Here is a 23,994-nt window from a genome sequence, read left to right as displayed (position 1 = left end):
GGCCGATGACTTCTACACGCGCCGTCGCCCCGACCCTGCAGGCCGATGCATTGGAAAAGGGTTTCATGTCCGGGGATGTGCAGGTGCCGGTGCTTCGCGGCCTCTCGCTGGACATCTACCCCGGTGAGCTGACCCTCGTGTCCGGTCCGTCTGGTTGCGGCAAGAGCACGCTGCTGTCGTTGCTGTCTGGGTTGTCTGCGCCCGATGGCGGCCGCGTGCACGCACTCGGCCAGGACGTGGGCCACATGACGCGCAGTGAAGTGGAGCGATTCCGCCTGCACCATGTCGGCTTCGTGTTCCAGGGTTTCAATCTGTTTCCGGCGCTGACCGCACTGGAACAGGTGCAGCTGCCGCTGGGCTATCGAGGCATGAGCAATCGCGAAAGCGAACCGCTGGCGCGCAAGGCATTGGATGAGGTCGGCCTCAGCCACCGCAGCCACATGCGACCGGCGCAGCTGTCCGGTGGTGAGAAGCAACGCGTGGCCGTTGCGCGCGCCTTCGCCAAGTCGCCGACGCTGATCTTCGCCGACGAACCGACCAGTGCGCTGGATGCCGAGAATGGCCAGCGCGTGATCGACATCCTGCATCGCTACGCACGTGCGCATGGCGCCACCGTGCTGTGCGTGAGCCACGATCCCCGCCTGATCCGGCATGCCGATCGCGTGATCGCCATGGAAGACGGCATGGTCCGTGATGACCGCCGCCAGAACGAAACTGTAGAGTCCGCCCCATGACCAAGACGTCGCACCTGCTTCCCCTCAGCCTGGCCCTGTCCGCGGCATTGCTGCTCGGCGCCTGTTCCAAAGAGGTGCCTGCCCAAGCATCCGCCGGTAAAGCCAGCACTGCTGCCGCCGGCAAGGTTGCGGTGGCACGCGGCATCATCGACGTCGAGGGCGGTTTGATCGCGCTGGCACCGCCGGTAGATGGCTCGATCACTGCCGCGCCGGTGAAGGAGGGCGCCACGGTGAAGAAGGGACAGCTGCTGCTGTCGCTGGATGGCGCCCTGCTGCAGCAGGAGGTGGCGATGGCCACTGCCGACCTCGCCTTGGCCAATGACCGTCTGAAGGGCAGCCAGGCGCAGCTGCGCGAACTGGAGCGCAATGCGACCCGCCTGTCCACCGGCGCCAGCGAAGGCGTGTCGTCCAGCCAGCAGGCCGATGCAGCCAAGCAGCAACTGGCCGGTGTGCGCGCCGATGTCGACGTGGCCGGTGCGCAGGTCGACATGGCCCAACACAAGTTGGAGCACGCGAAACTGAAACTGCAGCAGATGTCGCTGAGCGCACCGGAGGCCGGCACCGTGGTCGGCCAGGTGCCGGGACTCGGTGCATTCGTGCAAGGTGGCAAGCCAGCGATCTCGCTGCTGCCGGCACGCCCGCTGCAGGTGCGTGCCGAACTCAGTGCTGCCTATGCCGATGCCGTGCAGGTGGGCATGAAGGCCACCGTGGTGCCGGACAGCGATGGCGCTGAAAACACCGGTTCACTGCCACCCGCACGCGTGGTGCGCATCAGTCCGGTGTTCGCGCAGGCGCGCCTGCCCGAAGACGCTGGGCGTGGCGTGGCCAAGGTGGTGGAGTGCGTGCTGGAGTTTGATGGCAACGCCAAGGCGCGGTTCGGCCAGCATGTGCGGGTGGAGTTCCGGAAGTAAACCTAGTGCTGAGGCGGGGCCATCGAACTATTCCTGCGCCGCCTGAGTCTCCGCCATGCACTTAGCAACGACACCACGCACAGCGCCAGCAGCAGCCCCACGTCCAGCAGCAGCAACCACAGCAGGTGCATGCCCTGCACCGGTGGTTGGTGCATCGCCGACAGCAGCCATGGTATCGACCAGGCCAGCAGCAGCACGAAGGCGATCAGCAGGCGCAGCCACAGCCGCCCCAGTTTCCAGGGCTGCACGATCAGTGCAGCAACCACCAGCTCGACGGTGCTCAGCAGCGCGAACACGATCACGGTGCTGGTCGGGTAGGGCAGTGTGCCGCCTTCCAGGTGGCGCAGCAGCCAGTAGTCCGGCGTGAAGCCGGCATTGACCAGTGCGGCGATCAGCGCCAACCAGGTCAGTGCGACCAGCAGCCAGAACAGGCGGATGTAGCGCTCAGGCATGAGGGGCGTCCGGTGCGGGAAGTGCCGTGCCGAGTGATGCAGTGCGCAGGGTGGCGAAGATCGCGGCCAGTGTCAGCAGGCCTGGCCCGACGGTGAAGTACGCCAGGCGCAGCGGGTGGTTGTGCATCAGCGTCCAGGTCGCGAACGCCAGCGGAACCGCCAGCACCAGCAGCTTGGCGGAGAGCGGCCGCAGCACCGCGATCATTGGCTGGGCGCCAAGGAACATCCAGAACAGGTAGAACTGCGCGATGCCCAGGCTGATGTCGCGATGGGAGGTGAAGCCGAAATGGTCGCGATACCAGTTCATTCCCAGTGGAATCAGCGTCCAGTACAGCAGGGCCACCAGCAGATGCAGCAGCAGGGCGATCAGCAGGGGCTTGCCACGAAGGAACATGGGCGTACCGGACCGGGCGGGGCAGCGTACCCCAGTGCGGGCGCCGCTGACTGCGTCGCGTGAAGACTGTTGACGACGTGAAGGAATTTGGACACAATAGCGCTCCTTCGACGCAGGTCGGAGAATCTGCGGGAATAGCTCAGTTGGTAGAGCGCAACCTTGCCAAGGTTGAGGTCGCGAGTTCGAGTCTCGTTTCCCGCTCCAGATTCTACAGGGCCCCGTCAGGGGCCTTGTTTTTCTCCCGCAACGGCAAGGCGGGGCCCGTTGAGCCACAAGGCTTTTCGCGCAGTCAGAAATGTGAAATCGCTGGTGTGTGTTCCGGATTTCCGGTACCATGTCGGCTTATGCGGGAATAGCTCAGTTGGTAGAGCGCAACCTTGCCAAGGTTGAGGTCGCGAGTTCGAGTCTCGTTTCCCGCTCCAATTTATGATCTACAGACGTCCACTGACGTCTGTAAGTCATTGAAAAGAGGAGCTTCGGCTCCTTTTTTCATTCCAGCCAAAGCCACGGAAATCCACCGACAGCCAGCGTTTTTGAGGCCAAAATTAAGGCCAAAGAATGCGGGTGGTGCCGGTTCCGGGTTGTTGCTGGGGTTGGATCGGGATGACCAGCAGCATCGAGCCTAAGTCTCACGACTTAGGAGTTTGATGATGGCACTCTCTGATCTGACCGTGCGGCAAGCCAAGGCCGCCAAGAAAACCTACAGCATCCCCGATACCGACGGCCTCGGCCTGGTGGTCGCCCCTACCGGCGGCAAATCGTGGCACCTGCGTTACTACTGGCTCGGCAAGCAAAAACGCATCTCCCTGGGCAACTATCCCGAGATCGGCCTGCGCGAAGCCCGCACCTTGCGCGACGAAGCCCGGGCACTCCTGGCCCAAGGCATCAACCCCCACGCTGACCGTAAGCAGAAGCGGCACGCGGTCAAGTTGGCCTCGGACTACACGTTCAAGGCTGTCTTCGATGCCTGGTTCGAGCACCGCGCCAAGGAACTCAAGGAAGGCAGGAACAGCACGCTGTCGCAGATCAAGCGGATCTTCGAGAAAGACGTGCTGCCCAGCCTCAAGCAAATGTCGATCTATGACATTCGGCGGCCGCAGCTCCTGGGCGTCCTGGCGCGGATCGAAAAGCGCGAGGCGTTCACCACTGCAGAGAAGGTCCGTACCTGGCTGGGACAGTTGTTCCGCTACGCGCTGGTCATTGTCGAGGGAATGGAGGCCAATCCGGCTACGGACCTGGACGTAGTGGCCGAGCCCAAGCCCGCGGTGACCCACAACCCCTACCTGCATCTGCCTGAGCTTCCCGAGTTCCTCCAGAAGCTCAGGCTCTACAACCCTCGGGGCTGGCAGACCCAGCTTGGTATCCGCCTGCTGTTCCTGACCGGCGTGCGTACCGGAGAGCTGCGGCTCGCGACCCCCGACCAGTTCGACCTCGACCGTGGCCTGTGGATCATCCCGCCGGAAATCGTCAAGCAGCTTCAGGACGAGATGCGCAAGGCGGGCAAGCGTCCGCAGGATGTGCCGCCCTACATCGTGCCGTTGTCCGTCCAGGCCATCGAGATCGTGCGCTACCTGCTCGGGGTGATGCGGCCGGCGCAGCGCCACCTGTTGACACACCGCAGCAACCTCAAGAAGCGCATCAGCGAGAACACGCTCAACGCCGCCTTGAAGCGGATGGGTTACACGGATCGACTGACCGGACACGGTATTCGCGGAACGATCTCGACGGCGCTCAACGAGATCGGTTACCCGAAGATTTGGGTGGATGCCCAGCTTTCGCACTCCGATCCGAACAAGGTAAGTTCGTCCTACAACCACGCCAAGTATGTGGAGCCGCGGCGCCGGATGATGCAGGACTGGGCTGACCGTCTCGACTTGCTCGAACAGGCCCAGGTCGAAGCGGCCAGCGCACACCTCACTATCCACATCGAGGGCGTGCCCGCCATTGCGGAGGAGGACAAGGCTGACGCCATCGTTGCAAGTTCCTCTGCGGCACCCGTTCCGCCGGTAGTGGCTACCCCTATCGTTGTGACGCCGAGCGACGGAGGCATCACCTTCCAACGGTTGTCGCAGGTGCCGCCACCCCCGACACATGCGCCGGAACCCGAGGTGTCCGCCATCCAGCGCGAGCGCGAGGAAATGCTGGCCATTTACGAATCGCCGAGCAGTCTGCCGGTGCCCCTGTTCGGCAAGCTCGCCGGAAAGTCCAAGGACCAGATCAACCGCGAGCTGAAGGCCGGCAAGCTGCTCTCCATCAGCCTGGGCAACCGGGGGCAGCGCGTCCCCGACTGGCAACTGGTGCCGCTCAAGCATAAGCTGGCCCAGGTGCTCATGCACCAGTACCCGCAGGCGGATTCATGGGAGCTTTACCGCATGTTGACCCGGCCACACCCCGACCTGGGTGATCGCGCGGCCATCGACATCGTGACGCCAAGCAATCTGGGCATGGTGGCCCAGGTCATCGCAGGCGGCCAGCCCCATGCGAATGCTCCCGAGGTCGTCCCGCCGCGGCCTATCTCCGAAGAGGTGCGCCAGAGCGTTCGCCGGCTGATGGAGAGCGCTGTGGCTTTGGACGGCGCGTAGTGTTACAGCGCCCGCGAGGGCCTCACGGCCCCCGCGCTACATCTGCACCGCCTGCATGAGTTCGTTCAGTGTGCTGTGGTGCGGGAGCTAAGGACAGGCGCCGATGTCGCCGCCTAGAAATCGAGCAGACGATCATGCATGTCCAGCGGATCGTTGGACGCCTGGCATCTGCACATCAGGGGACGCTCAGCGCGGGCACGCTATCGGGTATTCGATTGGACCGCGCTATCCTTGGCTACCTGCATCGCTCTGCGCTCGAACCGCTCAGAAACCGCGTTGGCTCGTCCTTTGGGTCGCTGCAGATGCGTCACGACCTCGTAGGGACCCTCAGCCAGCGGCCGGGCGGTGATCCCCCATGCATCAGCACGCTTGATGCGCGATTGCGCTGTGATCCCAACGCCATAGCCAGCGCCAACCCATAGCGCCAACATCTCGAACGAGGTCACGTGCTGGATACTCTGCTGGTTCAACGGTGGTAGGGATGATAGTCGCTGATCCAGCGGTGAGCAGCTTTCTGCCGGCCAGCGAAACACGGGGTAGTTCAGAAGCTCGGCGAGCGTGAGTTTTGTCTGGGCAAGTAACGGGGACCGCCATGGCATGGCAACAGCGATGTTCTCAAGCCACAATGGTTGGCTATTCAGAGACGGAGCGCTTACGGCCCGGAGCGACATTCCTGCGTCGTAGCGACCTTCATCAATGCCCGTCACCAGGTCGTCACTTGATGTCTCAAAGAACGCGATAGTGATTTCTGGCTCTTCCGCGCGTTGCAGGGCGAGAAGCGAGGAGAAGCATGAGGATGGCACGCCAGGTGCTATGGCAAGCCTGAGATGGGAAAACTGGCTGGTGGCATCATGCATGCGAGCCCCCAAAAAGTGTTCTGGCCGAGGAGGTGAACTTGCATCGTGGTCAAGAGTGAAGTTTAACGCCGTTATCTTTAACGTGGTTAATTTTGGCAGATTGTTTGACGCTTCTGCTGATGCAGAAATCAACCATTCAGCCAGGCCGTCCTTCTGGTACAAAAACGTATGAATCCGCAGCGGCGACAGCTTTCGGACAGGCCGTGCGCGCTGCGCGCGTCGCACAAGGAGTCGCGCAAGACGAGTTCGCATCTCGGGCAGGCATTTCGCGCTCGCACATGGGCAAGATCGAGCGTGGTGAGCACGTGCCCACGCTGCCCCTCATACTGAAAATTTCAGTAGCACTTAGGATAAGCGCGGCAGAATTGATGGCGGCCACCGAGCGCAATCTTCGTGCCGAAACCGATCTTTGAGGGTGTCTGCCAGCGGGGCTGCGTCAGCCGCTCGCAGACTCACGTAGGCGAACGATGAATCGCTCCAGCGAAGCCGACAAATCGTTGCTGTCAGGTCGCAGCAAGTAAGTCGTGATGACGGCTGAATCGATGGCCAGGGGACGGATCACCACGTCTGGGCGTTGGCAAACCGGAATCTTGCTTGCAGCCAAAAAACCGATGCCGTAGCCGGCACCGACTAAGGTGAGCATCATGTCCAGCGAGGACACCTCCTCGACGACGTTCAACTTGTGCTCAAGCACCTGCAGCAGTCGTGTCAGTTCCCGGCAGTAGCCCTCGCATGCATGGGGATCACACAAGACCAGTGGATGGATCCCGACTTCTTGGAGCGGGACCTTTTTGTGGGCGAGCAGTGCGTGCCGTGCCGGCACGGCGATGACCAATGGATCTCGCCAGATGGGCTCAGCCCGTATGTCGTCGCCGACGTCGGCCGTATGCGCGAATCCGATCATGAAATCCCCGGACCGCAGGCCGCGTAACTGCTCGGCCAGCGGAACCTCGGACAGACGTATCTCGATCTCCGGCTCCTCCGCACGACACCGGGCCAGAAATGCCGACAGGCGAGCATCGATCGCCCCGTCGGAAATTGCGATGCGCAGACTGCCTCGCAAACCCGCTGCCACGGCGTGGGCGCTTTCGCGTGCCTGTTCGAGCACGGTGAACAATCTGCGGACATCTTGAAGAAAGACGACACCCGCCGGCGTCAGCACGGTTCCACGGCGGTTCCGGACGAACAGCACGACCCCTAGCTCGTCCTCCAGTTCTTTGATGGCACGGGACAAGGGGGGCTGTTCGATGTGCAGGCGCTCGGCGGCCCGCGTGAAATGCAACTCTTCAGCCAGGGCCATGAAATAGCGCAGATGTCGTAATTCCATGGTCTCACCCCCCCAATGCCGAACGGGCAATCGCGTGCTACGCCCGTATGTAGGTCCATCCCGCTTGCTGCATGCGCGCCATCTCGATGACGGCAGGCCCGTCCAGTACTTCGAGCGGCTCTCTGTTCTCCCTGCCGATCCGCGAAAGTGTGTTGGGACATACCCAGGTGAGCGTGTCGAGGTCGGAAGGTGCCGTGTCCAGGGCGGCAGCGACGGCTTGCGCGTTCGCGACGATGCGCACATCGGCATCGGGCGCCGCGCGCTTGAGATTGCTTGCATTGTTTCGCGCACGCTCAAAGGCTTCTGCCGTCGGTGCGTGGATGATCACTTTCAATGTAGGGCGTTGGGTGTCTTGGGTCATGGTCGCTCGGCTGTGGCCGTCAGAAAGGTCGTTCACGGGCGCATCTGCTGGGATGCGGATTTCAAGGCGCTTTGCAGCATCTCCTCGATGGAGGGGTGGTAGTACGGCATGGCCAGCAGATCGTTGACCGTCTGCTTTGCCTGGATCGCCCAGGCGATCAGGTGCGCCAGATGCTCGCCTTGCGTCAGGAGCATGCTGGCACCGAGCAAGGCGCCTGAGCCGGGGTCGGCATAGATGCGCAGCAGGTTTTCCGGGGCTCCCAGGATCTTGGAGCGCCCGTTGCCGCTGCCTTCCGCAGTGCCGACGACCGCGCCTTCCTGCATCGCGGCCTCATGGGTCATGCCGACTGCGCACGCATCCGGGTCGGTGAACAGGATCGTGATCGGCACGCGCCGCGATGCCCCTGGCCAGCTTTCCCCGCGCAAGCTCGACAACGCGGCCTGCGCCGCCATCTGGCCCTCGTCCGCGGCCTCGTGCATCAGGGGGCGATCCGGCTGCACGTCGCCTGCGAAGAAAATCGGCACCTGGGAGGACCCGGGGGCCTGCATGGTCGCGGGGTCGATGCTCGGTCGGCCAGCCTGATCCAGGGAGATGCCGGCCGCGGCGAGGTCGAGCGCCTCGGTATTGGGCTGTCGTCCCGTCACGACGAGAAGCCGATCCACCAGGGCCTCGCGCTCGCCGGTGCGCATGCGTACCTGGTCGCCCTCAAGGCTGACTTCGACGGCGGCGCCCAGCCACATCGGCAATTCGGTCTCGAACCTGGCGATCGCTCGCTTCAGGACATCGGGGTCTTGGATACCGCCGATGGTGTCTTTCTGGTCTGCCGCGACCACCTGCACATCCAGCCGAGACAGGGCCAAGCCGAGTTCCAGCCCGATGGCGCCCAGCCCCAGGATCCCCATCCGGGCCGGCAGGACTTCCAGGTCGAACAGGGTATCGGTGGTCAGAACGCGGGAGGCGACACCTTCGAGCGCTTTGGGAACCACCGGGCGGGAGCCCGTCGCCACGATGAAGGCGCCGGCCTCGATCCGTTGTTCGCCCGCCTGCAAGATGCCTGGCGCGACGAAGCGCGCTTCGGCCATGATCAGGCTCTCGCCGGCCGCCTTGCGTGTGCGTTCCGCGGCGGCGCTGGCCAGCGCATCCCTGGTCTGGCGGGCGTGGGACCACAAGGCCTGCGGCCCTTGGGTCGACGGCGTGGCGCTCGCCGCGAGTGCCTTGGCAACCTTCCAGTGCATGCCGGCATGCAGCGCCGCTTTCGAAGGCATGCATCCGACGCGCGCGCAGGTCGTCCCCAATGGCCCCCGATCGATCAGAACCACCTGTTTGCCTGCCGCCTTCAGCGCGTGGAATGCGGTGCTGCCAGCGGTTCCCGCGCCAATGATGGCGATATCTGCTTTCCTTGTCTGCATTGAATATTCCCGTCCACATCAATTAATCGAACATCGAACATCGGACCTCTAGCCAACATTGCGCATGAGCATGAGGGCCGCCACGGCCACGCAGGTGATCGAGAACACCCGCTGGAGCATCTTTGAGGGAATCCTGCGTGCCAGAACGCGGCCAATTGACATGCCCACGAGCGCCGTGAGAACGAATGTCCAGGCGGGTGCGGTAAGCGTCAGGCCGTGACTCCACGCGATGAACACGGTCACCGCGGACAGCAGCGCGATCACCATGAGCGAGGTCGCGACGATGCTGTGCATGCGCAGCTCGCTGAAATGCGCCAGGGCCGGGACGATGATGAATCCGCCGCCCACCCCCAGCATGCCCGTGGCCAAACCGGAGACGACGCCGATGCTTCCCAGCGTGGTCGCGGTTCGCACGTTCCAGACGAAGCGGCCGGTGTCCTTGGAGATCTTGCAGACCCGGCCCTGCTCGTCAGCCGAATCGCCCTGCGGCTGGTTGCCACGGGATGACATGAACATACGGTAAGCCACCACGAGCATGATGGCGACGAAGATCAGGTTCAGCCATCGAGGCGAAAGCCAGTGAGCGAGCTGCACGCCCAGCGGAGCCGTCACGGTACCGGCAGCCGCCAGCATCATCGCTGCCTTGTACCGAACAACGCCCTGGCGCAAGCCCTGCGCAGCCCCCAGGGTCGCCGCAGCGCCCACGGCGAGCAGCGCCACGGGCGCGGCCTGACGGATGTCCATGCCCAGGCCGAATACCAGCGCCGGCACGGCGAAGATGCCGCCGCCGGCCCCAGTCAATCCCAGCACGGCTCCAATGATGAGGCCCAGCACTCCACCCGTCAGCGAGAGCATGGTGAATGATCCTTTGTGCAATTTCCGTTGAACAGCCTGGGATGCGGTCTGAGAGAAGTGGCCATCAGGTTCGGTGCCTCGGCGGCTGGTTCAGCGCGGTCCCAGCACTTCACCCAGTTGCGCCCCTCGCGGCATGCCGTTGTATTTCTTGAGGACCCCGTTGGGGCCGCGCACGACGATGCCGGGCGTCCCCCGGAAGCCGGTGCTCGCCATGAGTGCCAGGTTGTCATCGAGGATCTTGCGCACATCGGCAGGCACGCTCTTGGCTGGCGTAATCCCGCCTTGGCCGAACTGTCGTTCGTTCGTCAACAATGCCGCGCTCCGGTCAGGCGCGCCAAGGATGGCCGCGGCTTTGGCCGGACTGTCATCCTTGATGATGCCCACCAGAATGTGCCGCAATTGGACCTTGCCGGAATCCACCCAAGGGCGTGCAGCTTCCCAAAAGGCGTTGCAATAGGGGCAGTTGGCATCGCTGAAGGTGTAGATGACGCGCGGCGCATCTGCCTTGCCGTCCAGCACCCAGGTAGACGACTGGAGCTGCGACCATTCCTTGTCGCTGATCGGTTTGGCGGCCAGCTTTTCGAGGTCCGCTTCGTCCATCGGCTCGCCCTTGGCGTTCAGGCGAGTTCCCACGATGGCATTGCCGTCGCTCGTGATGTATACGGCAATGGGCCGGTCACCCGCGACGGCGGCGAAGGCGCGCAGACCACCGCCGACCTTGAATTCCTGCGTGACGGTCAGGCCCTGGCCCTCCAGCGCCTTGAGGACGGCCGGCTTGTCCGCCGTCTCTGCCTTGCTGCAGCCGGTGACCGCCATGAAGCTGGCGGCCAAGAGGAACGAAATGTGCGAGCGTTGTGCAAACATGATTACTCCTTGTCTGTCTTGATCTGTTGGGCTGGCGCGAATCGGCGCGACACCGTGTGTTTGAGGCTTGCCATCGTGAGTTCGCCCAGATGGGTATCCACCAGGCGTCCTTGTTCATCGAAGAACAAGGTGGTGGGCAGGCCTCGCGAGGCGACGGCCTGCATGGTCTGGGAAGCGGGGTCGAGCAGCACATCCTTGAGCTGCAGGCGTTCGCTTTCAAGAAAGGCGCGGGCCTGCTGGGCGCTTTCTCCCTGGTTGACCATGACGAAGGCGATACCGGGATACTGCGCTTGCGCCTGCTCGAACACCGGCATCTCGCGACGGCATGGTGGACACCATGAAGCCCAGAGGTTGAGCACGACGGGCCGCCCAGCATAGGAATTGAGGACGACAGGCCGTTCATCGAGCGTTGCGAGCGTCAAGGCCGGCAATGGCGGCGCCGAGCGCTGAAGCAAAGCCAGCACGCCACCGGCCGCAAACCAGGCCAAGAGTCCGGCCGCAACTCCCGCCAGCACAGGCCGGCCCAATGCCTGAACCGCACGGGTGCGCCACCAGATGAGCGTCACCGCGGCCAGGACACCGACCCACCACAAAAAGCCTTGATCGCCAATGGAAATCATGGACATTGGCGACTGCGCGTACTCTTCCCACCACTGCGCGATGTAGCCGAGGCGAGCTGCCACAAGCCCCACAAAAACGGCGTCCAGCAGCATGCCACCGGCCGCCTTGTACGGAGAGTCGGGCAACCGCTTGGCCACCATGCGCGCCACGACCCAGGCCAGCAGGATGGCCAAGAAGACGGCAACCACCTGAACGGAGAATGGACCGATGCTGATCATCAGGAACCAGCCTTGTCCAAGCGCTCCAAGAAGGCGCTGGCATCGATCTCGCCGACGACGCGCAGATCGCGCCGTTCCTTGCCATCCGGACCGACGAGAATGAGAGTAGGCGGTCCCATGACACCCCAATGCTTGAGCAAGGTCTGGTCGGTCGCATCATTGCGCGTCACGTCCGGTCGCACGACCTGCATCCGGGCCAGTCGGGACGCGACGGCCGGGTCGCCGAATACGTTGCGTTCGATCACATGGCAACTGACGCACCAGTCGGCGTAGAAATCGATCAGAGTCCATTGACCGCGTGAGGCGGCCTGTGCCAGATGCGCATCGACGTCCTCGACCGATTTGGCCTGCAGGTAAGCGACGCCGCCTGTCGCCGGTGCTGCCGAAGCCGAATCCCCGCGCAGGTGTGCCAGCGGCTGCAATGCCGATTCGCCGCCAGAGGCCGCGCCGACCAGCATCAGGATGGACCACAAGCCGGCGAAGACAGCGCCGGACCGCAGCGTCCATGCCAGCCGATGCTTTGCTGCCACGGCCTGGCCCCAAGCGATCAGTCCAATCGCCACCGACAAGACCCACGCGCCCCACAGAACCAGGCTGACCGTGCCGGGCAGGACGCGCGTCAGCATCATCACGGCCATGCCCACCATGACGTAGCCGAATGCCACGCGCACGCGGTCCATCCACGCGCCAGGCCGCGGCAGGACCCGGGCACCGAACACGGCGATGGCCAGCAGGGGCAGTCCCATGCCCAAACCCAGCGCGAACAAGGCCATGCCGCCGTAGACCGCGCTGCCGGTCTGCCCGATGTACAGCAATGCGCCCGCCAATGGAGCGGTCATGCAAGGCCCGACCAGAAGCGCCGAGAGGAAGCCCAGCGCCGCCGCGCCGGGGAGGCTCCCGCCCGAGCGCTCTCTGCCAGCGGATTCGACCCGATTGATCAGCGCCGAGGGCATCTGCAGCTCGAACAGACCGAACAAGGAACTCGCCAGGACCAGGAACAAGGCTGCAAACGCTCCGAGCAGCCAAGGCGATTGCAGTGTGGCCTGCAGATTGGCCCCGGCCAGGCCAGCGGCCACACCTACCGCGGCGTAGGTGCCCGCCATCGCCAAGACATAGGACAGGGAGAGGAAGAAAGCCCGCCGCGGCCTGGCCTGGCTGCCGACCACCATGGTGGAGATGATGGGGATCATCGGGAGCGAGCATGGCGTGAAAGCCAGCAGCAACCCGAAGCCGAAGAACAGCAGCGTCCCCCACACGGGCCCCAGCGCTGCAAGCCGCTGCGCTGCGGCTTGATCCTCCGCCACCTCGGTCGGCCCACCCTGGCTGCCTGCATGGGTGGCGGCCACGGCCGAACTCCCCTGGACGGAATCATTGCCGGCCGGGGAGGTACCGGCCACCACAGCCGGCAGTGCCACGTTCATGGTCTGCGGCGGATAGCAGATCCCTGCTTCCGCGCAGCCCTGCCAGTGGAGCGTCAGCGGGCCGGGGGCAGTGGCAGGAAAGCGCAGCTTGAGCGCCTCGCCCGTATAGATTTCCGTGTCGCCAAAGAATTCGTCGTGTTTGGCCGTTCCTGCCGGAAGGCTCAAGCTGACCTCATGGCCCTGGGCATCGACCAACTTGAGGGCATGGCGATAGACGTAGTAGCCATCGGCGATGTGCCCAGCGGCCGAGAACGAATCGCCCTGCTGCTGCGCAGGGTCCAGCTTGAGAACTTCGGCAACGTCCAGAAATTGCCGTTCACTGCTGCCCCAGGAGGAAAAAAGGCCATTCGCCCACGCGCTGCCGACCGCACAACAACACAGGAGAAAGATCGCTACGACGCGCCGATGAAAAGCCAAATCCGAATCCTCCAAGCAAAGCTGCCTGGATCATGCGATGACCCGATTAAGCGAAACTAAAGGTCCCCCGCACGGCCCCTGGGAACCGGGATGCCATCAATGCTTTGCGCTTGGCTCTGATGATCGACCGTGGGCGAGTTCCGCCTGCTCCGTCCGGGCCCGTTCGATCCCGGCCTCGACGACTTTCGCCGCCTCGGAGTCGGGGGGCATCATCCCTAGCAGCTTCTGCCAGTGCGCGATGGCCGCTTGGTAGTCCCGGCGCTGCACCGCAGCAGCGCCGGCCAGAGTCAGAGGCAGGGCTGCATTGGGATCGAGCGACAAGGCCCGCTCAAGCATACGGGTGGGCTCTCCCTCAAAGCCGGAGCCGCGGATTCTGGACAGCGACTCCGCGTATTCCGACAAAGCTTGTGGATCGTTCTGGACAAGTTCATTGGCGCGAGTGAAGGCATTGACGGCTTGCTCATGATCGCCGAAGTAGCGGTAGGAACGCGCCAGCATGAGCCAGCCTCCAGGATCATCGGGGTGCTGGGCCAGTCGTGCCTGCAGTGAGGCCACCATGGCTTGCACATCGGCTTGCGTCGTCATACCCGCGCTGCGAACCTGTGGCGGGTCCACGGCGGCCGGATTCCCCAAGTACGAATAGGTCAGCGCCGTCGCGATCGGCAGCACAATGGCGACAGTGATCGCTGCCCCCCTGCTTCCAGCAGGTGGCCCCAATCTCGACGGCGATGGAGCAGTTTCATCCAGCGCTCGCCGTTGCAGATCGGATCTTGCATCGGCCAATTCATGGGCCGACAGCGTGCCATTGAAGTGGTCTCTCTCCAACTCCGCCCATTGATCGCGCAGTACCGCGGCGTTCACGCTGTCAGGGGCAACCTGGTTGCCCGCACCATGTCCCCCTCGCCAGAGGAGGAAAGAAAGCCATAGCGAGACGCCTCCCACGAGCACCGACGCCAGAACCAGGAAAACGATGCTCATGACTCGTCCAGGGCATTGTGTGGCGGAGCCAGCAGCGCGTCCGCGTGTCTGCGCTCCTCTTCATTGAGGGCAGCATTCTTCGGCTTGCGGTTTCGGCTGCGCAGACTCATGACCAAGACCACAAAGCCCAGGGCAAGCAGCGCGAACGGGCCAAACCAAAGCAGCATCGTTGTCGGCTTCAATGGCGGGCGGTAAAGCACAAAGTCGCCGTATCGTTCGACCATATAGGTTCGGATGTCGTCATCGCTTTTTCCGGCACGGATCTGCTCGCGAATCTGTTGACGCAAGTCGGCGGCGAGATCGGCCTGCGAAGCTGCAATCGACTCGTTCTGGCAAACCAGGCAACGCAACTCGGATGCAATGCCCAGCATGCGGTCCTCGGCCGCCTGGTCGCTGGCCCAGACCGGAGCCGTGAACAAAAAGAAAAACAATGCCAGCCGCCAGAGGATCATTTCTCAAGCTCCTGCACCAGCGGCAGCAGCTCGCTGCGCATTTCACCCGCGTCCATCGGCCCGGTATGCTTGTAGCGAATGATGCCCGCCTTGTCGATCAGATAGGTTTCCGGCACGCCGTACACCCCGAAGTCGATGCCGACAGCCCCGTGCGCATCGGAGATCGTCGTTTCAAAGGCGTTGCCATTGCGTCCTAGCCAGGCGATGGCGTTCTGCGGCGTGTCCTTGTAGTTCATGCCGACCACCGAGACGGCATGCCTGCTGGCCAATTCGGTGATGACGGGATGCTCCTCAAGACAGGGCGCGCACCAGGAAGCCCACACGTTCAGTACCCATACTTTCCCGATCATGCTCTCGGGCGAGAAGGTCTTGTCCGGGGCTTGCAGTTGCGGAAGACTGAAGCGTGGCGCGGGCTTGTTGATCAAGGGCGACGGCACCTCGCTGGGCTTGAGCGTCAGTCCCATCGCGAGAAATGACACCAATACAAAGAATCCGAGCAGCGGCCATAGGAAGCGGTTCATGATGTGGCCTCGGGCAATGGCTGGGCGGCGTGTTGACGGCGAGGCTTCAGGCGGTATCGGCGATCGCTGATGGCCAAGCCGCCGCCAAGCGCCATCAGGATGCAGCCGATCCAGATCCAGTCGACGAACGGCTTGTGGTAGACGCGAACGCTCCAAACGCCCTCTCCGAGCGGTTCGCCGAGCGCCGCGTAGACGTGGCGCAGTCCATTTGCGTCGATCGCCACTTCGGTCATCGGCATCTGCGAGGCCGGGTAGTTGCGCTTCTCCGGATGGAGCCGACGCAAGACCTTGCCGTCGCGCGACAGTTCGATATCGCCTATCTGCGTCACGTAGTTGGGTCCTCGCGCGCTCCTTACGCCGACCAAAGTGAGGTTGTAGCCGCCGATGCTGACGGACTCTCCCTGGGCCAATCGAACGTCTCGCTCGGTCTCATACCCGCTGACGATGGTCACGCCAGTCACGAATACCGCGATGCCCAGATGCGCCATATGCATCCCAAGCCAACTGCGCGGCTGGGCACGCAACCCGCCGCGGGTGGCGCGCATTCGACCGAAGATGCCCGTCCCCACGGACACGGCGATCCATGTGGCCAGCATCAAGCCCAACGCCGCGGAGCCTGACCAGTGTCCCAGCACGAATGGAGCGGTCAGGCCCACCACGGGTGCCGCAATCATCGGAACGCGCAACTGCCTGAAGATGGCACCGAACTGGGCGGCCTTCCAATTGGCGACGGGTCCGACCGCAATCAGAAGTAACGCGGGGATCATCAATGGCACGAACACCGCATTGAAGTATGGCGGCCCGACGGAGAGCTTGCCCAGGCCCAACGCGTCGATGAGCAGTGGGTACAGCGTACCGAGTGCGACCGCGCCGGCAGTGACCACCAGCAGCACATTGTTCGCCAGCAGCAAGGACTCCCTGGAGACCGTGTCGAACCGTCCTCCCATTCCGACCTTGGGGGCTCGCCATGCGAACAAAGCGAGCGACGTGCCCACAATGACAGTCAGCAGAATCAGAATAAACAGTCCGCGCCGTGGATCGGTGGCAAATGCATGCACGGAAGTCAGTACGCCCGAGCGCACCAGAAAGGCACCAAGCAACGAGCATGAAAATGCACCGATGGACAGCAGCACCGTCCAATTCTTGAAGCTGGCCCGCTTTTCCGTTACTGCCAAAGAGTGGATCAAGGCAGTGCCCACCAGCCAGGGGATGAACGATGAGTTCTCGACCGGGTCCCAAAACCACCATCCCCCCCAGCCCAACTCGTAGTAGGCCCACCAACTTCCCAAGGCGATGCCGACCGTCAGAAACGCCCAGGCTGCGGTGGCCCAGGGACGCGACCAGCGCGCCCACGTCGAGTCCAGTTGTCCGGCAAGCAATGCGGCGATCGCGAATGCGAAGGCCACCGAAAATCCGACGTACCCCATGTAAAGCAGCGGCGGATGAAAGATCAAGCCGATATCCTGCAAGAGCGGATTCAGATCCCATCCGTCTTGCGGGACCGGGAAAAGTCGTTCGAAGGGATTGGAGGTCAACAGGACGAACAGCAGGAAACCGGCCGTCACCAGCCCGAGCACACCCAGAACGCGCGCCACCATGGCATCCGGAAGCTGCTTCGACAGCCGGCTGACCGCATAGGCCCATCCGGTCTGCATCAGCAGCCAGAGCAGGAGCGAACCCTCATGTCCGCCCCAGACCGCGGCCATTCTGTAGCCCAGCGGGAGCTGAGAATTGGAATTTTGAGCGACGTAGGCGACCGAGTAGTCCTTCGCGACAAAGGCCCAGGTGAGCGCTGTAAAACCGACGATCACCAGCAGGAATTGCGTGCGTGCTGCGGGACGGGCGAACGCGATCCAGGTGAGGTTGGCTCGCGCCGCGCCGGCCAGGGCAAGAACACCTTGAGCGAGTGCCACGAACAAGGCGGCGATGAGGGCGAGGTGGCCGATTTCTGGAATCATGGGTCAAGGCTTCCTTGAAGCTGAATTCTTCTGGGCCTCGTCCAGTGCATGCTGGGCCTCGGGTGGCATGTAGTTCTCGTCGTGCTTGGCCAGCACCTCCTCGGCGCGAAAGAGGCCGGCACTGTCCAGCCGTCCTTGAACAACAACCCCTTTTCCTTCACTGAACAGGTCGGGCAAGATGCCCGAATAAGTGACCGGGATTGTTTTGACCGTATCGGTGATGACGAATTGCACGGCAAGCTCACCACGCTGTCGCTTCAGACTGCCTCGTTCCACCATGCCGCCGACTCGAAAGGTGCGCTCCAATGGTGCCTCCCCGGCACTGATCTGCGAGGGCGTAAAGAAAAACACAAGGTTGCTCTGAAAGGCATTGAGCACCAGCGCCGTGGCGATGCCGATGGCGGATAGCCCGGCGACGATGAGTGCGATGCGTTTATGTCGTGGCTTCACGCCGCACCTCCTTGCCCGGCAATTCCGACTGGATGCGCCGTAGTGCTGCTCGGCGCCGGCGCCGAAGCATTCGGCATTCCGTCCAAAGCAACACCACCGTCATCAGGACGGATCCCCAAACGTACACACCATAACCACCCATCGCCAGGAACTCACCGACACTGGCCCAGTTCATCGCTTCACCTCCTCGATGTCCTGCAACCAGCCGGCGTGATGTTCGCGTTCCAGGATGATGCAGCGCACGCGCGCCAGCGCCGCCGCAGCCGTGTAAGCCCAGGCCGCAAGAACCATGATCAGCATGCCCAGCAACATGACCATCGCCATGGAGGGCGCGCGAGTCAGCGATACCGAGGCACCCTGGTGCAAGGTGTTCCACCATTGCACGGAGAAATAGATCACAGGGATGTTCACCACGCCGACCAGCGCCAGCACGGCGCCTGCCCGATCGGCACGGCGACGATCTTCGATCGCCGATTGGAGTGCGATGAAGCCGACGTACAGAAACAGCAGGACAAGTTCAGAGGTCAGTCGTGCATCCCAGACCCACCAGGTTCCCCACATCGGCTTTCCCCACAAGGCGCCTGTCCACAGCGAAAGGAAGGTGAACAGTGCACCCGTGGGGGCCAGCGCCGAGGCCATCATTGCCGACAGGCGGCTGTTGAACACCAGGCCAATGCCGGCCCAGAACGCCATCGCCAGGTAGATGACCATGGACATCCATGAAACCGGCACGTGCAGGAAGATGATGCGATATCCCTCTCCCTGCTGGGCGTCCGTGGGTGCCAAGAAGAACCCCACACAGACGCCAGCGAGTGACAGCGCCGCGGCGGTCACGCCGAGCCAAGGGATGAGCTTTCCCGCGATAGGGTAAAACGCTTTGGGAGATGAAAATTTGAACCAGTTGACCATTCGCTTCGCTCCTCAATACTCAAGTGCGATGCGCAGCGATGCACTCGTTGCGAATGGCGTGAAGAACGCCGCCAAGACGAACACGGCGGCGAGCAAGGAGAGGTTGGCCGACGCACCCTGACCGAGGATCGACGCATCGACCGCGCCGGCGCCGAAGATCAGCACCGGGATGTAGAGCGGCAGCACCAGCACAGCAACGAGAACACCCCCTGCGCGTACGCCCAGCGTCAGCCCCGCGCCGACGGCGCCGATGAGGCTGAGCACAGGCGTACCGATAGCGAGCGATGCGGTCAGAATCCAGAGGGACGAGGCAGGCAGGTCGAACTGCAATGCCAGCGCGGGCGCAAGCAAGGCCAAGGGCAAACCGGACAACAGCCAATGTGCCGTGATCTTGCCGACGACCAACATGGCCAACGGCGCCGGCGACAGCATCATCTGCTCCAGCGTGCCATCGGCGTGATCCTGCTCGAACAGGCGATTCAGCGAAAGCATGCTGGCCAGCAATGCCGACACCCACAGGACGCCTGGAGCGATCCGCCGGAGTATTTCGCGCTCGGGGCCGATACCCAAGGGAAACAGACTGACGACGACGACAAAGAAGAAAAGAGGTATCAGCGCGTCTGACCTTCGGAGCAAGGCCACTTCCAAGTCCCGGCGAATCACGACAAACACCGGATGGGCAACGAGGGGCTGGCTCACTGGCTCATGCCCCCATCCGGACGGTCTGAGAAGCTTTCACGGCCAGCTCTTGGTGACTTGTCAGAACGACCATTCCGCCACGGGACTGGTGCCCATGGATCACTTCACCAAGCCATCGCGCACCGAATTTGTCCAGCGCTGTGGAGGGCTCGTCGAGAATCCATAATTTCCTCTTGTAGAGGAGCAGTCGAGCCAGGCTTGCACGGCGCTTTTGGCCTTGCGACAACATCCGGACCGGCAGATGCCTGTGCTCGGTCAAGCCAACGTCGTCCAGCGCTGATTCCACACGTTCCGGGGTGAGTGGCTCACCTGCAATGGCGGCTGCGGCGAGCAGGTTGTCCAAGGCATTCAGGTCTTCTTTGAGCCCAATGCCATGGCCGCTGTAGACCAGTTCGCGTTGGTATTCACTCCATTGATTGCGTAGCGGCTTTCCTTTCCATAAAACTCTGCCGGCATCCGGCGTTGCGAAGCCTGCGAGCGATCGCAATAGCGTGGTCTTCCCGCTGCCGTTCTCGCCTTGCACCAACAGGCACTCGCCCGGCGCGATCCGGAAAGTCAAATGGTCAAACAGTCGGTGCTCCCCCCGAATGCCCACCAGATCGAGAGCTTCAAGCATGGGCCGGGTCATAGTTCATACACATGGGCATCCTTGGAAGGTGCGCCCTCAAGGGGCAATCTTCAAAATCATGTCTTCTCCCGATTAACTGAGAATTAGCGGGAACTTGCGTCCTACGTTGCTGTCATTTCTGGCCTAACATGAGCGTGTCAAACAAGCAAACTCAGGTGGGTAGGCGCCATGCGAATACTGTTGGTGGAAGACGACGAACTGATCGGGCGAGGGATCGTGGCCGGTCTGCACAAGCACGGCATCGCGGTGCATCACGTCGCCACCGCAGAAGAAGCCGAAGCCACGCATGCAGAAGACACCTTCCATGCCCTGGTGCTCGATCTCGGGCTTCCCGACCGGGACGGCATGGAGTTGCTGGCCAGCATGCGGGCCGTCGAGCCTCAGTTGCCTGTCCTGATCCTCACGGCGCGGGACGCCATCGAACACAGGCTCAAAGGGCTGCATGAAGGTGCCGACGACTACATGGTCAAACCGTTCGATCTGCGTGAACTCGCGGCCCGGCTGCATGCGCTGGTCAGACGCACGCAAGGCCGTGCGGCCCAGGTCATCTCGGCCGGCCCCCTGCGGCTGGAGCCGGAGAGCGGGCTGGCCTGGTTCCAGGGCGAGTCCGTCTCCTTGTCGCGCCGCGAGGTCGATCTGCTGGCCCATCTCGCCAACGCCGATGGCCGGTGGGTCCCGCCCGACCTGCTCAACGAGCGCTTGTATGGCCTCGGGGAAGAGATCGGCAGCAATGCGCTCAATGTGCATATCCACAACATCCGCCGCAAGCTCGGCGCCGAAGCCATCGAGACGGTCCGGGGGCTCGGCTATCGGCTGGGCTGGAGGCTCGCATCATGAGCCTGCGCCTTCGGGCTGTTCTGATCGCCGGTATCTCGCTGTTGGTTCTGTGGGGTGCTGCCGCCGGCTGGATGATGCGCGGCGTTCATTCCAATCTCGACCGAACCCTCGACGGCCGCCTTGCCATGTCGGCACGCATGGTGTCCGGGCTTCTTGAACGCGCCGCGCTGGCTCCGAATGCGGCGTCCAACGACTTCACCGAGGCGGTGCGCGTCAGCGGCAAGGAGGGCATCGCATGTGAAATCCGGTCCTTGCAGGGAGAGATCCTGGCACGAACGACCACTGGACCTCACTCGGAGTTCGAGTCACTGCCGGCCGGCTTCAGCACGCGGGACGTTTTGGGACATCAGTGGAGGGTCTACGTTCTTCGTGCCAATGGCTACCAGATCACGACGGCGGATCGCGTGGATCAGCGGGATATGCTGATCAACGAACTGCTGAGCGTGGCTGGCGTGCCATTCTTGATTGCTTTCCTTGGCGGCCTGGCTGCCCTTTGGATCGGCATTGGCCGGGGGCTGGCCCCCCTGGAGGCTCTGTCGCAGCAATTGCGCGACAAACACGCGGACGACACGTCCCCCATTGCTGTCAACCATTCGCCCTCGGAACTGCGCCCGGTTCTGGACGCAATGAATGGGCTTCTCAAGCGCCTGGCACGAACACTTGCCAGCCAGCGGGCATTCACCGATGCCGCGGCGCACGAGCTGCGCACACCGTTGACCGTGATCGATACGCATCTGCAGGTGGCCCGGCTCAGTGAAGGCGACGAGGTGGCATCGTCTCTCTCCAGTGCAGAGGAAGGCGTGAAACGACTGCGGCGCACCTTGGACCAGATGATGACGCTGGCCCGCGCCGAGACGTCTGCCGACAAGGCGGACGGTTGCACCTCTGTGGTCGCTTCTGTCGGCGGCGTGCTGGAACAGTGGAAGGCGCACGAAAATGAGCGCTTGTCGTTGAACATCATCGGCGAGGACACCGGAACTCCGGTGCCCAAGTCGATGCTGGAAACGGCAGTTCGCAATCTGGTTGACAACGCAATGCGCTACTCGCCGCGAGATGCGGCGATCGAGGTTGGCGTGTTCCTGGATCCGAATGCACAGCGGTGTGTGGTTACCGTATCGGACCGTGGCCCCGGGCTGACTGCCGAGCAGGCATCCCAAATCGGCCAACGTTTCTGGCGCGGCGACCAGGGCCGAAAGAGTAAGGACGGGGCGGGCCTGGGCATTTCGATCGTGCGGGCCATTGCAGAGAGATTTGGTGGGGCACTGAATCTCGAACCCCGGGAAGGGGGAGGTCTGGTTGCGAAATTTCTCGTGCCCACTGACCCTGCACCCAAAAAAAGCCAAGCCTGGCCTGCAGGACGCAGTTTGGATTCAAAGCCGTAGGTTTGGTGTGCTGCCATGGATGGCGGGGTTACAGCCAAGGGACGGATGCATGCTGATGTGGTTCCCCTTCGTTCGATCTATCGTCTGACTTGGGTGTAACCCGCCGCCGGGGATCGGGCGCATGGCAGTGCTCGTGCGGCTGCCGGTCTTGCGGCTACCGTCGGGTCGGGCGCCATGCGAGACCAGCCAGCACCATCCCTATGAGCAACAGGACGGGCTGGTCGCCATGGCGAACGTACGGCGTCAGGCCGCTCATGCCTTGTACGGTCACGGACAACACGCCCGGCCTGTGTGGCGGCAGAGCGGCAGCGACCCGTCCTTTCGGATCGATCGAGGCTGTGATGCCTGTATTCGTGGAGGTCACCATAGGCCGTGCGGTCTCGATGCTGCGCATCCGCCCGATCTGCAGATGCTGGCGAAGCGCCCAGGTCTGGCCGAACCAGGCGAGGTTGCTCAAGTTCACAAGCACGCTCGCGCCGGGTCCTCCGCCGGGGTTCGGCAGGAGCGACGGGAGCAGCTCGGAACCGAAAACATCCTCGTAGCAAATGTTGAACGCCAAGTGCTGATCATTCACCGAGAACGGTAGCTGGACCGGGGCTCCGCGATCGAAATCGCCCAGCGGCATGTCCAGCATTCGCGTGAACCACTCGAACCCGGCCGGTACATACTCGCCCCACGGAACGAGGTGGTGCTTGTCGTAGCGTAGCGGCAGGGAGGCGTCGACAAGCTGCTGCAAAGGTGTGCCGGCGTCGAAGCCGATGGCGCTGTTGGTGTACCGCGAGCTGCCGTCGGCCGCCATGCTGTGCAAAGGAACGCCCATCGCAATCATGCTGCGCTGGTGCGCGGCGACGTCAAGCCAGGCTTTCCAGATCGTCGGGTTGAGCTGGTCTTGGAATATGGGCACGACCGTCTCTGGCAGGACGATCAGGTCCGGATGCGGCTCTCCGGGACCAGGTGGCTGCGCAGCCAGCCGCAAGTGCCTGACGATGCCGTCTTCGAGCCGCGTCGGATCGAACTTCTGCGATTGATCGATGTTTGCCTGTACCAGCCTCAGATTCAATGGCTCGCCTTCGGCCGTCGACCAATCGAGACGAGCAAGTATCCACCCCATGGCGATCAGGATCAGCACCGTCGCCAGCAAGGACACGTTCCAACGCATGGACGCCGCGGCCGGACGCGACAGGAACGCCACGGTCCCTGAGAGGTACGCCGCGAGCAGCGCGACACCATGCACGCCCAGCAACGGCGCCCAGCCGACCAATGGGCTGTCCACATGGGCGTAGCCAATGTTCAGCCACGGAAAGCCCGAGAACAGCACGCCGCGCAGCCATTCCGAGGCGGCCCAAGCAGCCGACCAGGCCAGCACGTGTGACAGTGCCGCTCGCCGCCGAATGCGGGACTGCAGCCACTTGCTGATCGCACAGGCAAGACCGGGAAACAGCGCGAGAAAGGCAGACAGCGCCACGACGCTGGCCCCGGCCAGTGGCGCGGACAAACCACCGTAGTCATGGATGCTGATGAACAGCCAGTACAAGCCGACCGCAAAATTGACGAAACCGAACCCCCATCCGCGAAGGAATGCCTGCCGGCCGCGCTCGGCGGCGAAGCTGGCGCGTGCCAGAACCGCCAGCGCGAGGATTTGCACGATGGGCAGCGACCACTGGGGCAGCGGATCCGGGGCGAACGTCAACGCATGTGCGCTGCCGGCAAGCGCCAAGGTCACGGCATTTCCCCACCGCACGACCTTGCTCACGGCC

At 63.1% G+C, this 23,994-nt stretch carries 26 protein-coding genes and 2 tRNA genes; 8 read left to right on the top strand and 20 right to left on the bottom strand.

The window, feature by feature from the left end:
• The first annotated feature begins 5 nt into the window (after positions 1 to 5).
• Positions 6 to 734 carry an ABC transporter ATP-binding protein gene (locus AC0Z6F_RS05220; RefSeq protein WP_004152366.1) on the top strand — a complete coding sequence of 243 codons (729 nt, stop codon included), beginning with the start codon at positions 6 to 8 and terminating at the stop codon, positions 732 to 734.
• Positions 731 to 1,645: an HlyD family secretion protein gene (locus AC0Z6F_RS05215; RefSeq protein WP_004152367.1), complete on the top strand. Its 915-nt coding sequence runs from the start codon at positions 731 to 733 to the stop codon at positions 1,643 to 1,645. Before AC0Z6F_RS05220 ends, AC0Z6F_RS05215 begins: the two co-directional genes overlap by 4 nt.
• Before the next feature lie 2 nt (positions 1,646 to 1,647).
• Here AC0Z6F_RS05215 and AC0Z6F_RS05210 read toward each other — a convergent pair whose 3' ends face one another.
• Both AC0Z6F_RS05210 and AC0Z6F_RS05205 read right to left on the bottom strand, forming a co-directional pair.
• Positions 1,648 to 2,097, bottom strand: a complete 450-nt coding sequence (locus AC0Z6F_RS05210) for a hypothetical protein (RefSeq protein ID WP_004152368.1) — start codon at positions 2,095 to 2,097, stop codon at positions 1,648 to 1,650.
• The gene (locus AC0Z6F_RS05205; protein ID WP_485617789.1) at positions 2,090 to 2,491 is read right to left on the bottom strand and encodes a hypothetical protein; all 402 of its coding nucleotides are present in this window, start codon (positions 2,489 to 2,491) and stop codon (positions 2,090 to 2,092) included. Before AC0Z6F_RS05205 ends, AC0Z6F_RS05210 begins: the two co-directional genes overlap by 8 nt.
• Positions 2,492 to 2,619: 128 nt before the next feature.
• Here AC0Z6F_RS05205 and AC0Z6F_RS05200 point away from each other — a divergent pair.
• The 3 genes from AC0Z6F_RS05200 (at position 2,620) to AC0Z6F_RS05190 (ending at position 5,073) form a co-directional block, all read left to right on the top strand.
• Positions 2,620 to 2,695: transfer RNA gene (locus tag AC0Z6F_RS05200), tRNA-Gly, on the top strand.
• Between the two features lie 142 nt (positions 2,696 to 2,837).
• Positions 2,838 to 2,913 (top strand) — tRNA-Gly (locus tag AC0Z6F_RS05195).
• A 225-nt stretch (positions 2,914 to 3,138) separates the two neighbouring features.
• Positions 3,139 to 5,073, top strand: a complete 1,935-nt coding sequence (locus tag AC0Z6F_RS05190) for a tyrosine-type recombinase/integrase (RefSeq protein WP_054447108.1) — start codon at positions 3,139 to 3,141, stop codon at positions 5,071 to 5,073.
• Between the two features lie 200 nt (positions 5,074 to 5,273).
• On the opposite strand, the gene AC0Z6F_RS05185 is transcribed toward AC0Z6F_RS05190, so the two are convergent.
• Positions 5,274 to 5,930: a substrate-binding domain-containing protein gene (locus AC0Z6F_RS05185; RefSeq protein WP_081651475.1), complete on the bottom strand. Its 657-nt coding sequence runs from the start codon at positions 5,928 to 5,930 to the stop codon at positions 5,274 to 5,276.
• A gap of 119 nt (positions 5,931 to 6,049) precedes the next feature.
• On the opposite strand from AC0Z6F_RS05185, the gene AC0Z6F_RS05180 reads away from it, so the two are divergent.
• Positions 6,050 to 6,343, top strand: a complete 294-nt coding sequence (locus tag AC0Z6F_RS05180) for a helix-turn-helix domain-containing protein (protein ID WP_081651477.1) — start codon at positions 6,050 to 6,052, stop codon at positions 6,341 to 6,343.
• Positions 6,344 to 6,366: 23 nt separating this feature from the next.
• On the opposite strand, the gene AC0Z6F_RS05175 is transcribed toward AC0Z6F_RS05180, so the two are convergent.
• The 16 genes from AC0Z6F_RS05175 to ccmA all read right to left on the bottom strand — a co-directional run bounded on the left by AC0Z6F_RS05175 (position 6,367) and on the right by ccmA (position 20,006).
• The gene (locus tag AC0Z6F_RS05175) at positions 6,367 to 7,257 is read right to left on the bottom strand and encodes a LysR family transcriptional regulator (RefSeq protein WP_029043912.1); all 891 of its coding nucleotides are present in this window, start codon (positions 7,255 to 7,257) and stop codon (positions 6,367 to 6,369) included.
• Positions 7,258 to 7,294: 37 nt separating this feature from the next.
• Positions 7,295 to 7,654 carry a hypothetical protein gene (locus AC0Z6F_RS05170; protein ID WP_231522166.1) on the bottom strand — a complete coding sequence of 120 codons (360 nt, stop codon included), beginning with the start codon at positions 7,652 to 7,654 and terminating at the stop codon, positions 7,295 to 7,297.
• Positions 7,651 to 9,027: a dihydrolipoyl dehydrogenase gene (locus tag AC0Z6F_RS05165; RefSeq protein WP_020204474.1), complete on the bottom strand. Its 1,377-nt coding sequence runs from the start codon at positions 9,025 to 9,027 to the stop codon at positions 7,651 to 7,653. Before AC0Z6F_RS05165 ends, AC0Z6F_RS05170 begins: the two co-directional genes overlap by 4 nt.
• A 48-nt stretch (positions 9,028 to 9,075) precedes the next feature.
• The gene (locus tag AC0Z6F_RS05160) at positions 9,076 to 9,882 is read right to left on the bottom strand and encodes a sulfite exporter TauE/SafE family protein (protein WP_020204475.1); all 807 of its coding nucleotides are present in this window, start codon (positions 9,880 to 9,882) and stop codon (positions 9,076 to 9,078) included.
• Positions 9,883 to 9,972: 90 nt separating this feature from the next.
• Complete coding sequence (gene dsbG, locus AC0Z6F_RS05155; protein WP_020204476.1) at positions 9,973 to 10,746, bottom strand: thiol:disulfide interchange protein DsbG; 774 nt, start codon at positions 10,744 to 10,746, stop codon at positions 9,973 to 9,975.
• A 2-nt stretch (positions 10,747 to 10,748) separates the two neighbouring features.
• The gene (locus tag AC0Z6F_RS05150) at positions 10,749 to 11,585 is read right to left on the bottom strand and encodes a prolipoprotein diacylglyceryl transferase family protein (RefSeq protein WP_180889236.1); all 837 of its coding nucleotides are present in this window, start codon (positions 11,583 to 11,585) and stop codon (positions 10,749 to 10,751) included.
• Positions 11,585 to 13,438, bottom strand: coding sequence for a protein-disulfide reductase DsbD (gene dsbD, locus AC0Z6F_RS05145; protein ID WP_020204478.1), 1,854 nt, complete (start codon positions 13,436 to 13,438; stop codon positions 11,585 to 11,587). The genes AC0Z6F_RS05150 and dsbD overlap by 1 nt, the downstream gene beginning before the upstream one ends.
• Before the next feature lie 81 nt (positions 13,439 to 13,519).
• Positions 13,520 to 14,401, bottom strand: coding sequence for a c-type cytochrome biogenesis protein CcmI (ccmI, locus tag AC0Z6F_RS05140; RefSeq protein WP_029043914.1), 882 nt, complete (start codon positions 14,399 to 14,401; stop codon positions 13,520 to 13,522).
• Positions 14,398 to 14,853, bottom strand: a complete 456-nt coding sequence (locus AC0Z6F_RS05135) for a cytochrome c-type biogenesis protein (RefSeq protein WP_020204480.1) — start codon at positions 14,851 to 14,853, stop codon at positions 14,398 to 14,400. Before AC0Z6F_RS05135 ends, ccmI begins: the two co-directional genes overlap by 4 nt.
• Positions 14,850 to 15,374 (bottom strand): DsbE family thiol:disulfide interchange protein, encoded by a 525-nt coding sequence (locus AC0Z6F_RS05130; RefSeq protein ID WP_029043915.1) that lies wholly within the window; start codon positions 15,372 to 15,374, stop codon positions 14,850 to 14,852. The genes AC0Z6F_RS05135 and AC0Z6F_RS05130 overlap by 4 nt, the downstream gene beginning before the upstream one ends.
• A complete protein-coding gene (locus AC0Z6F_RS05125) occupies positions 15,371 to 17,332 on the bottom strand; it encodes a heme lyase CcmF/NrfE family subunit (RefSeq protein WP_020204482.1) in 1,962 nt (653 codons plus the stop codon). Before AC0Z6F_RS05125 ends, AC0Z6F_RS05130 begins: the two co-directional genes overlap by 4 nt.
• 3 nt (positions 17,333 to 17,335) lie before the next feature.
• Positions 17,336 to 17,782: a cytochrome c maturation protein CcmE gene (gene ccmE, locus AC0Z6F_RS05120; protein WP_020204483.1), complete on the bottom strand. Its 447-nt coding sequence runs from the start codon at positions 17,780 to 17,782 to the stop codon at positions 17,336 to 17,338.
• Positions 17,766 to 17,924 (bottom strand): heme exporter protein CcmD, encoded by a 159-nt coding sequence (ccmD, locus tag AC0Z6F_RS05115; RefSeq protein WP_255359645.1) that lies wholly within the window; start codon positions 17,922 to 17,924, stop codon positions 17,766 to 17,768. Before ccmD ends, ccmE begins: the two co-directional genes overlap by 17 nt.
• Positions 17,925 to 17,953: 29 nt before the next feature.
• Positions 17,954 to 18,691, bottom strand: a complete 738-nt coding sequence (gene ccmC / locus AC0Z6F_RS05110; protein WP_020204484.1) for a heme ABC transporter permease CcmC — start codon at positions 18,689 to 18,691, stop codon at positions 17,954 to 17,956.
• Positions 18,692 to 18,703: 12 nt separating this feature from the next.
• A complete protein-coding gene (gene ccmB / locus AC0Z6F_RS05105; protein ID WP_020204485.1) occupies positions 18,704 to 19,390 on the bottom strand; it encodes a heme exporter protein CcmB in 687 nt (228 codons plus the stop codon).
• 4 nt (positions 19,391 to 19,394) lie between these two features.
• Positions 19,395 to 20,006, bottom strand: a complete 612-nt coding sequence (gene ccmA, locus AC0Z6F_RS05100; RefSeq protein WP_029043916.1) for a cytochrome c biogenesis heme-transporting ATPase CcmA — start codon at positions 20,004 to 20,006, stop codon at positions 19,395 to 19,397.
• A 180-nt stretch (positions 20,007 to 20,186) separates the two neighbouring features.
• Between ccmA and AC0Z6F_RS05095 the strand changes: the two genes are divergently transcribed.
• Both AC0Z6F_RS05095 and AC0Z6F_RS05090 read left to right on the top strand, forming a co-directional pair.
• The gene (locus AC0Z6F_RS05095) at positions 20,187 to 20,855 is read left to right on the top strand and encodes a response regulator (protein WP_020204487.1); all 669 of its coding nucleotides are present in this window, start codon (positions 20,187 to 20,189) and stop codon (positions 20,853 to 20,855) included.
• Positions 20,852 to 22,237, top strand: a complete 1,386-nt coding sequence (locus AC0Z6F_RS05090; RefSeq protein ID WP_020204488.1) for an ATP-binding protein — start codon at positions 20,852 to 20,854, stop codon at positions 22,235 to 22,237. Before AC0Z6F_RS05095 ends, AC0Z6F_RS05090 begins: the two co-directional genes overlap by 4 nt.
• 154 nt (positions 22,238 to 22,391) lie before the next feature.
• Here AC0Z6F_RS05090 and lnt read toward each other — a convergent pair whose 3' ends face one another.
• On the bottom strand, positions 22,392 to 23,990 hold the full coding sequence (lnt, locus tag AC0Z6F_RS05085; RefSeq protein WP_020204489.1) for an apolipoprotein N-acyltransferase: 1,599 nt from the start codon (positions 23,988 to 23,990) through the stop codon (positions 22,392 to 22,394).
• Positions 23,991 to 23,994 lie beyond the last annotated feature (4 nt).

The sequence above is a fragment of the Stenotrophomonas sp. 1L-E-5-B-C3 genome, from assembly GCF_057292075.1.
The sequence above is the reverse complement of the archived record's forward strand: the minus strand, read 5'-3'. Positions and strand labels throughout refer to the sequence as shown.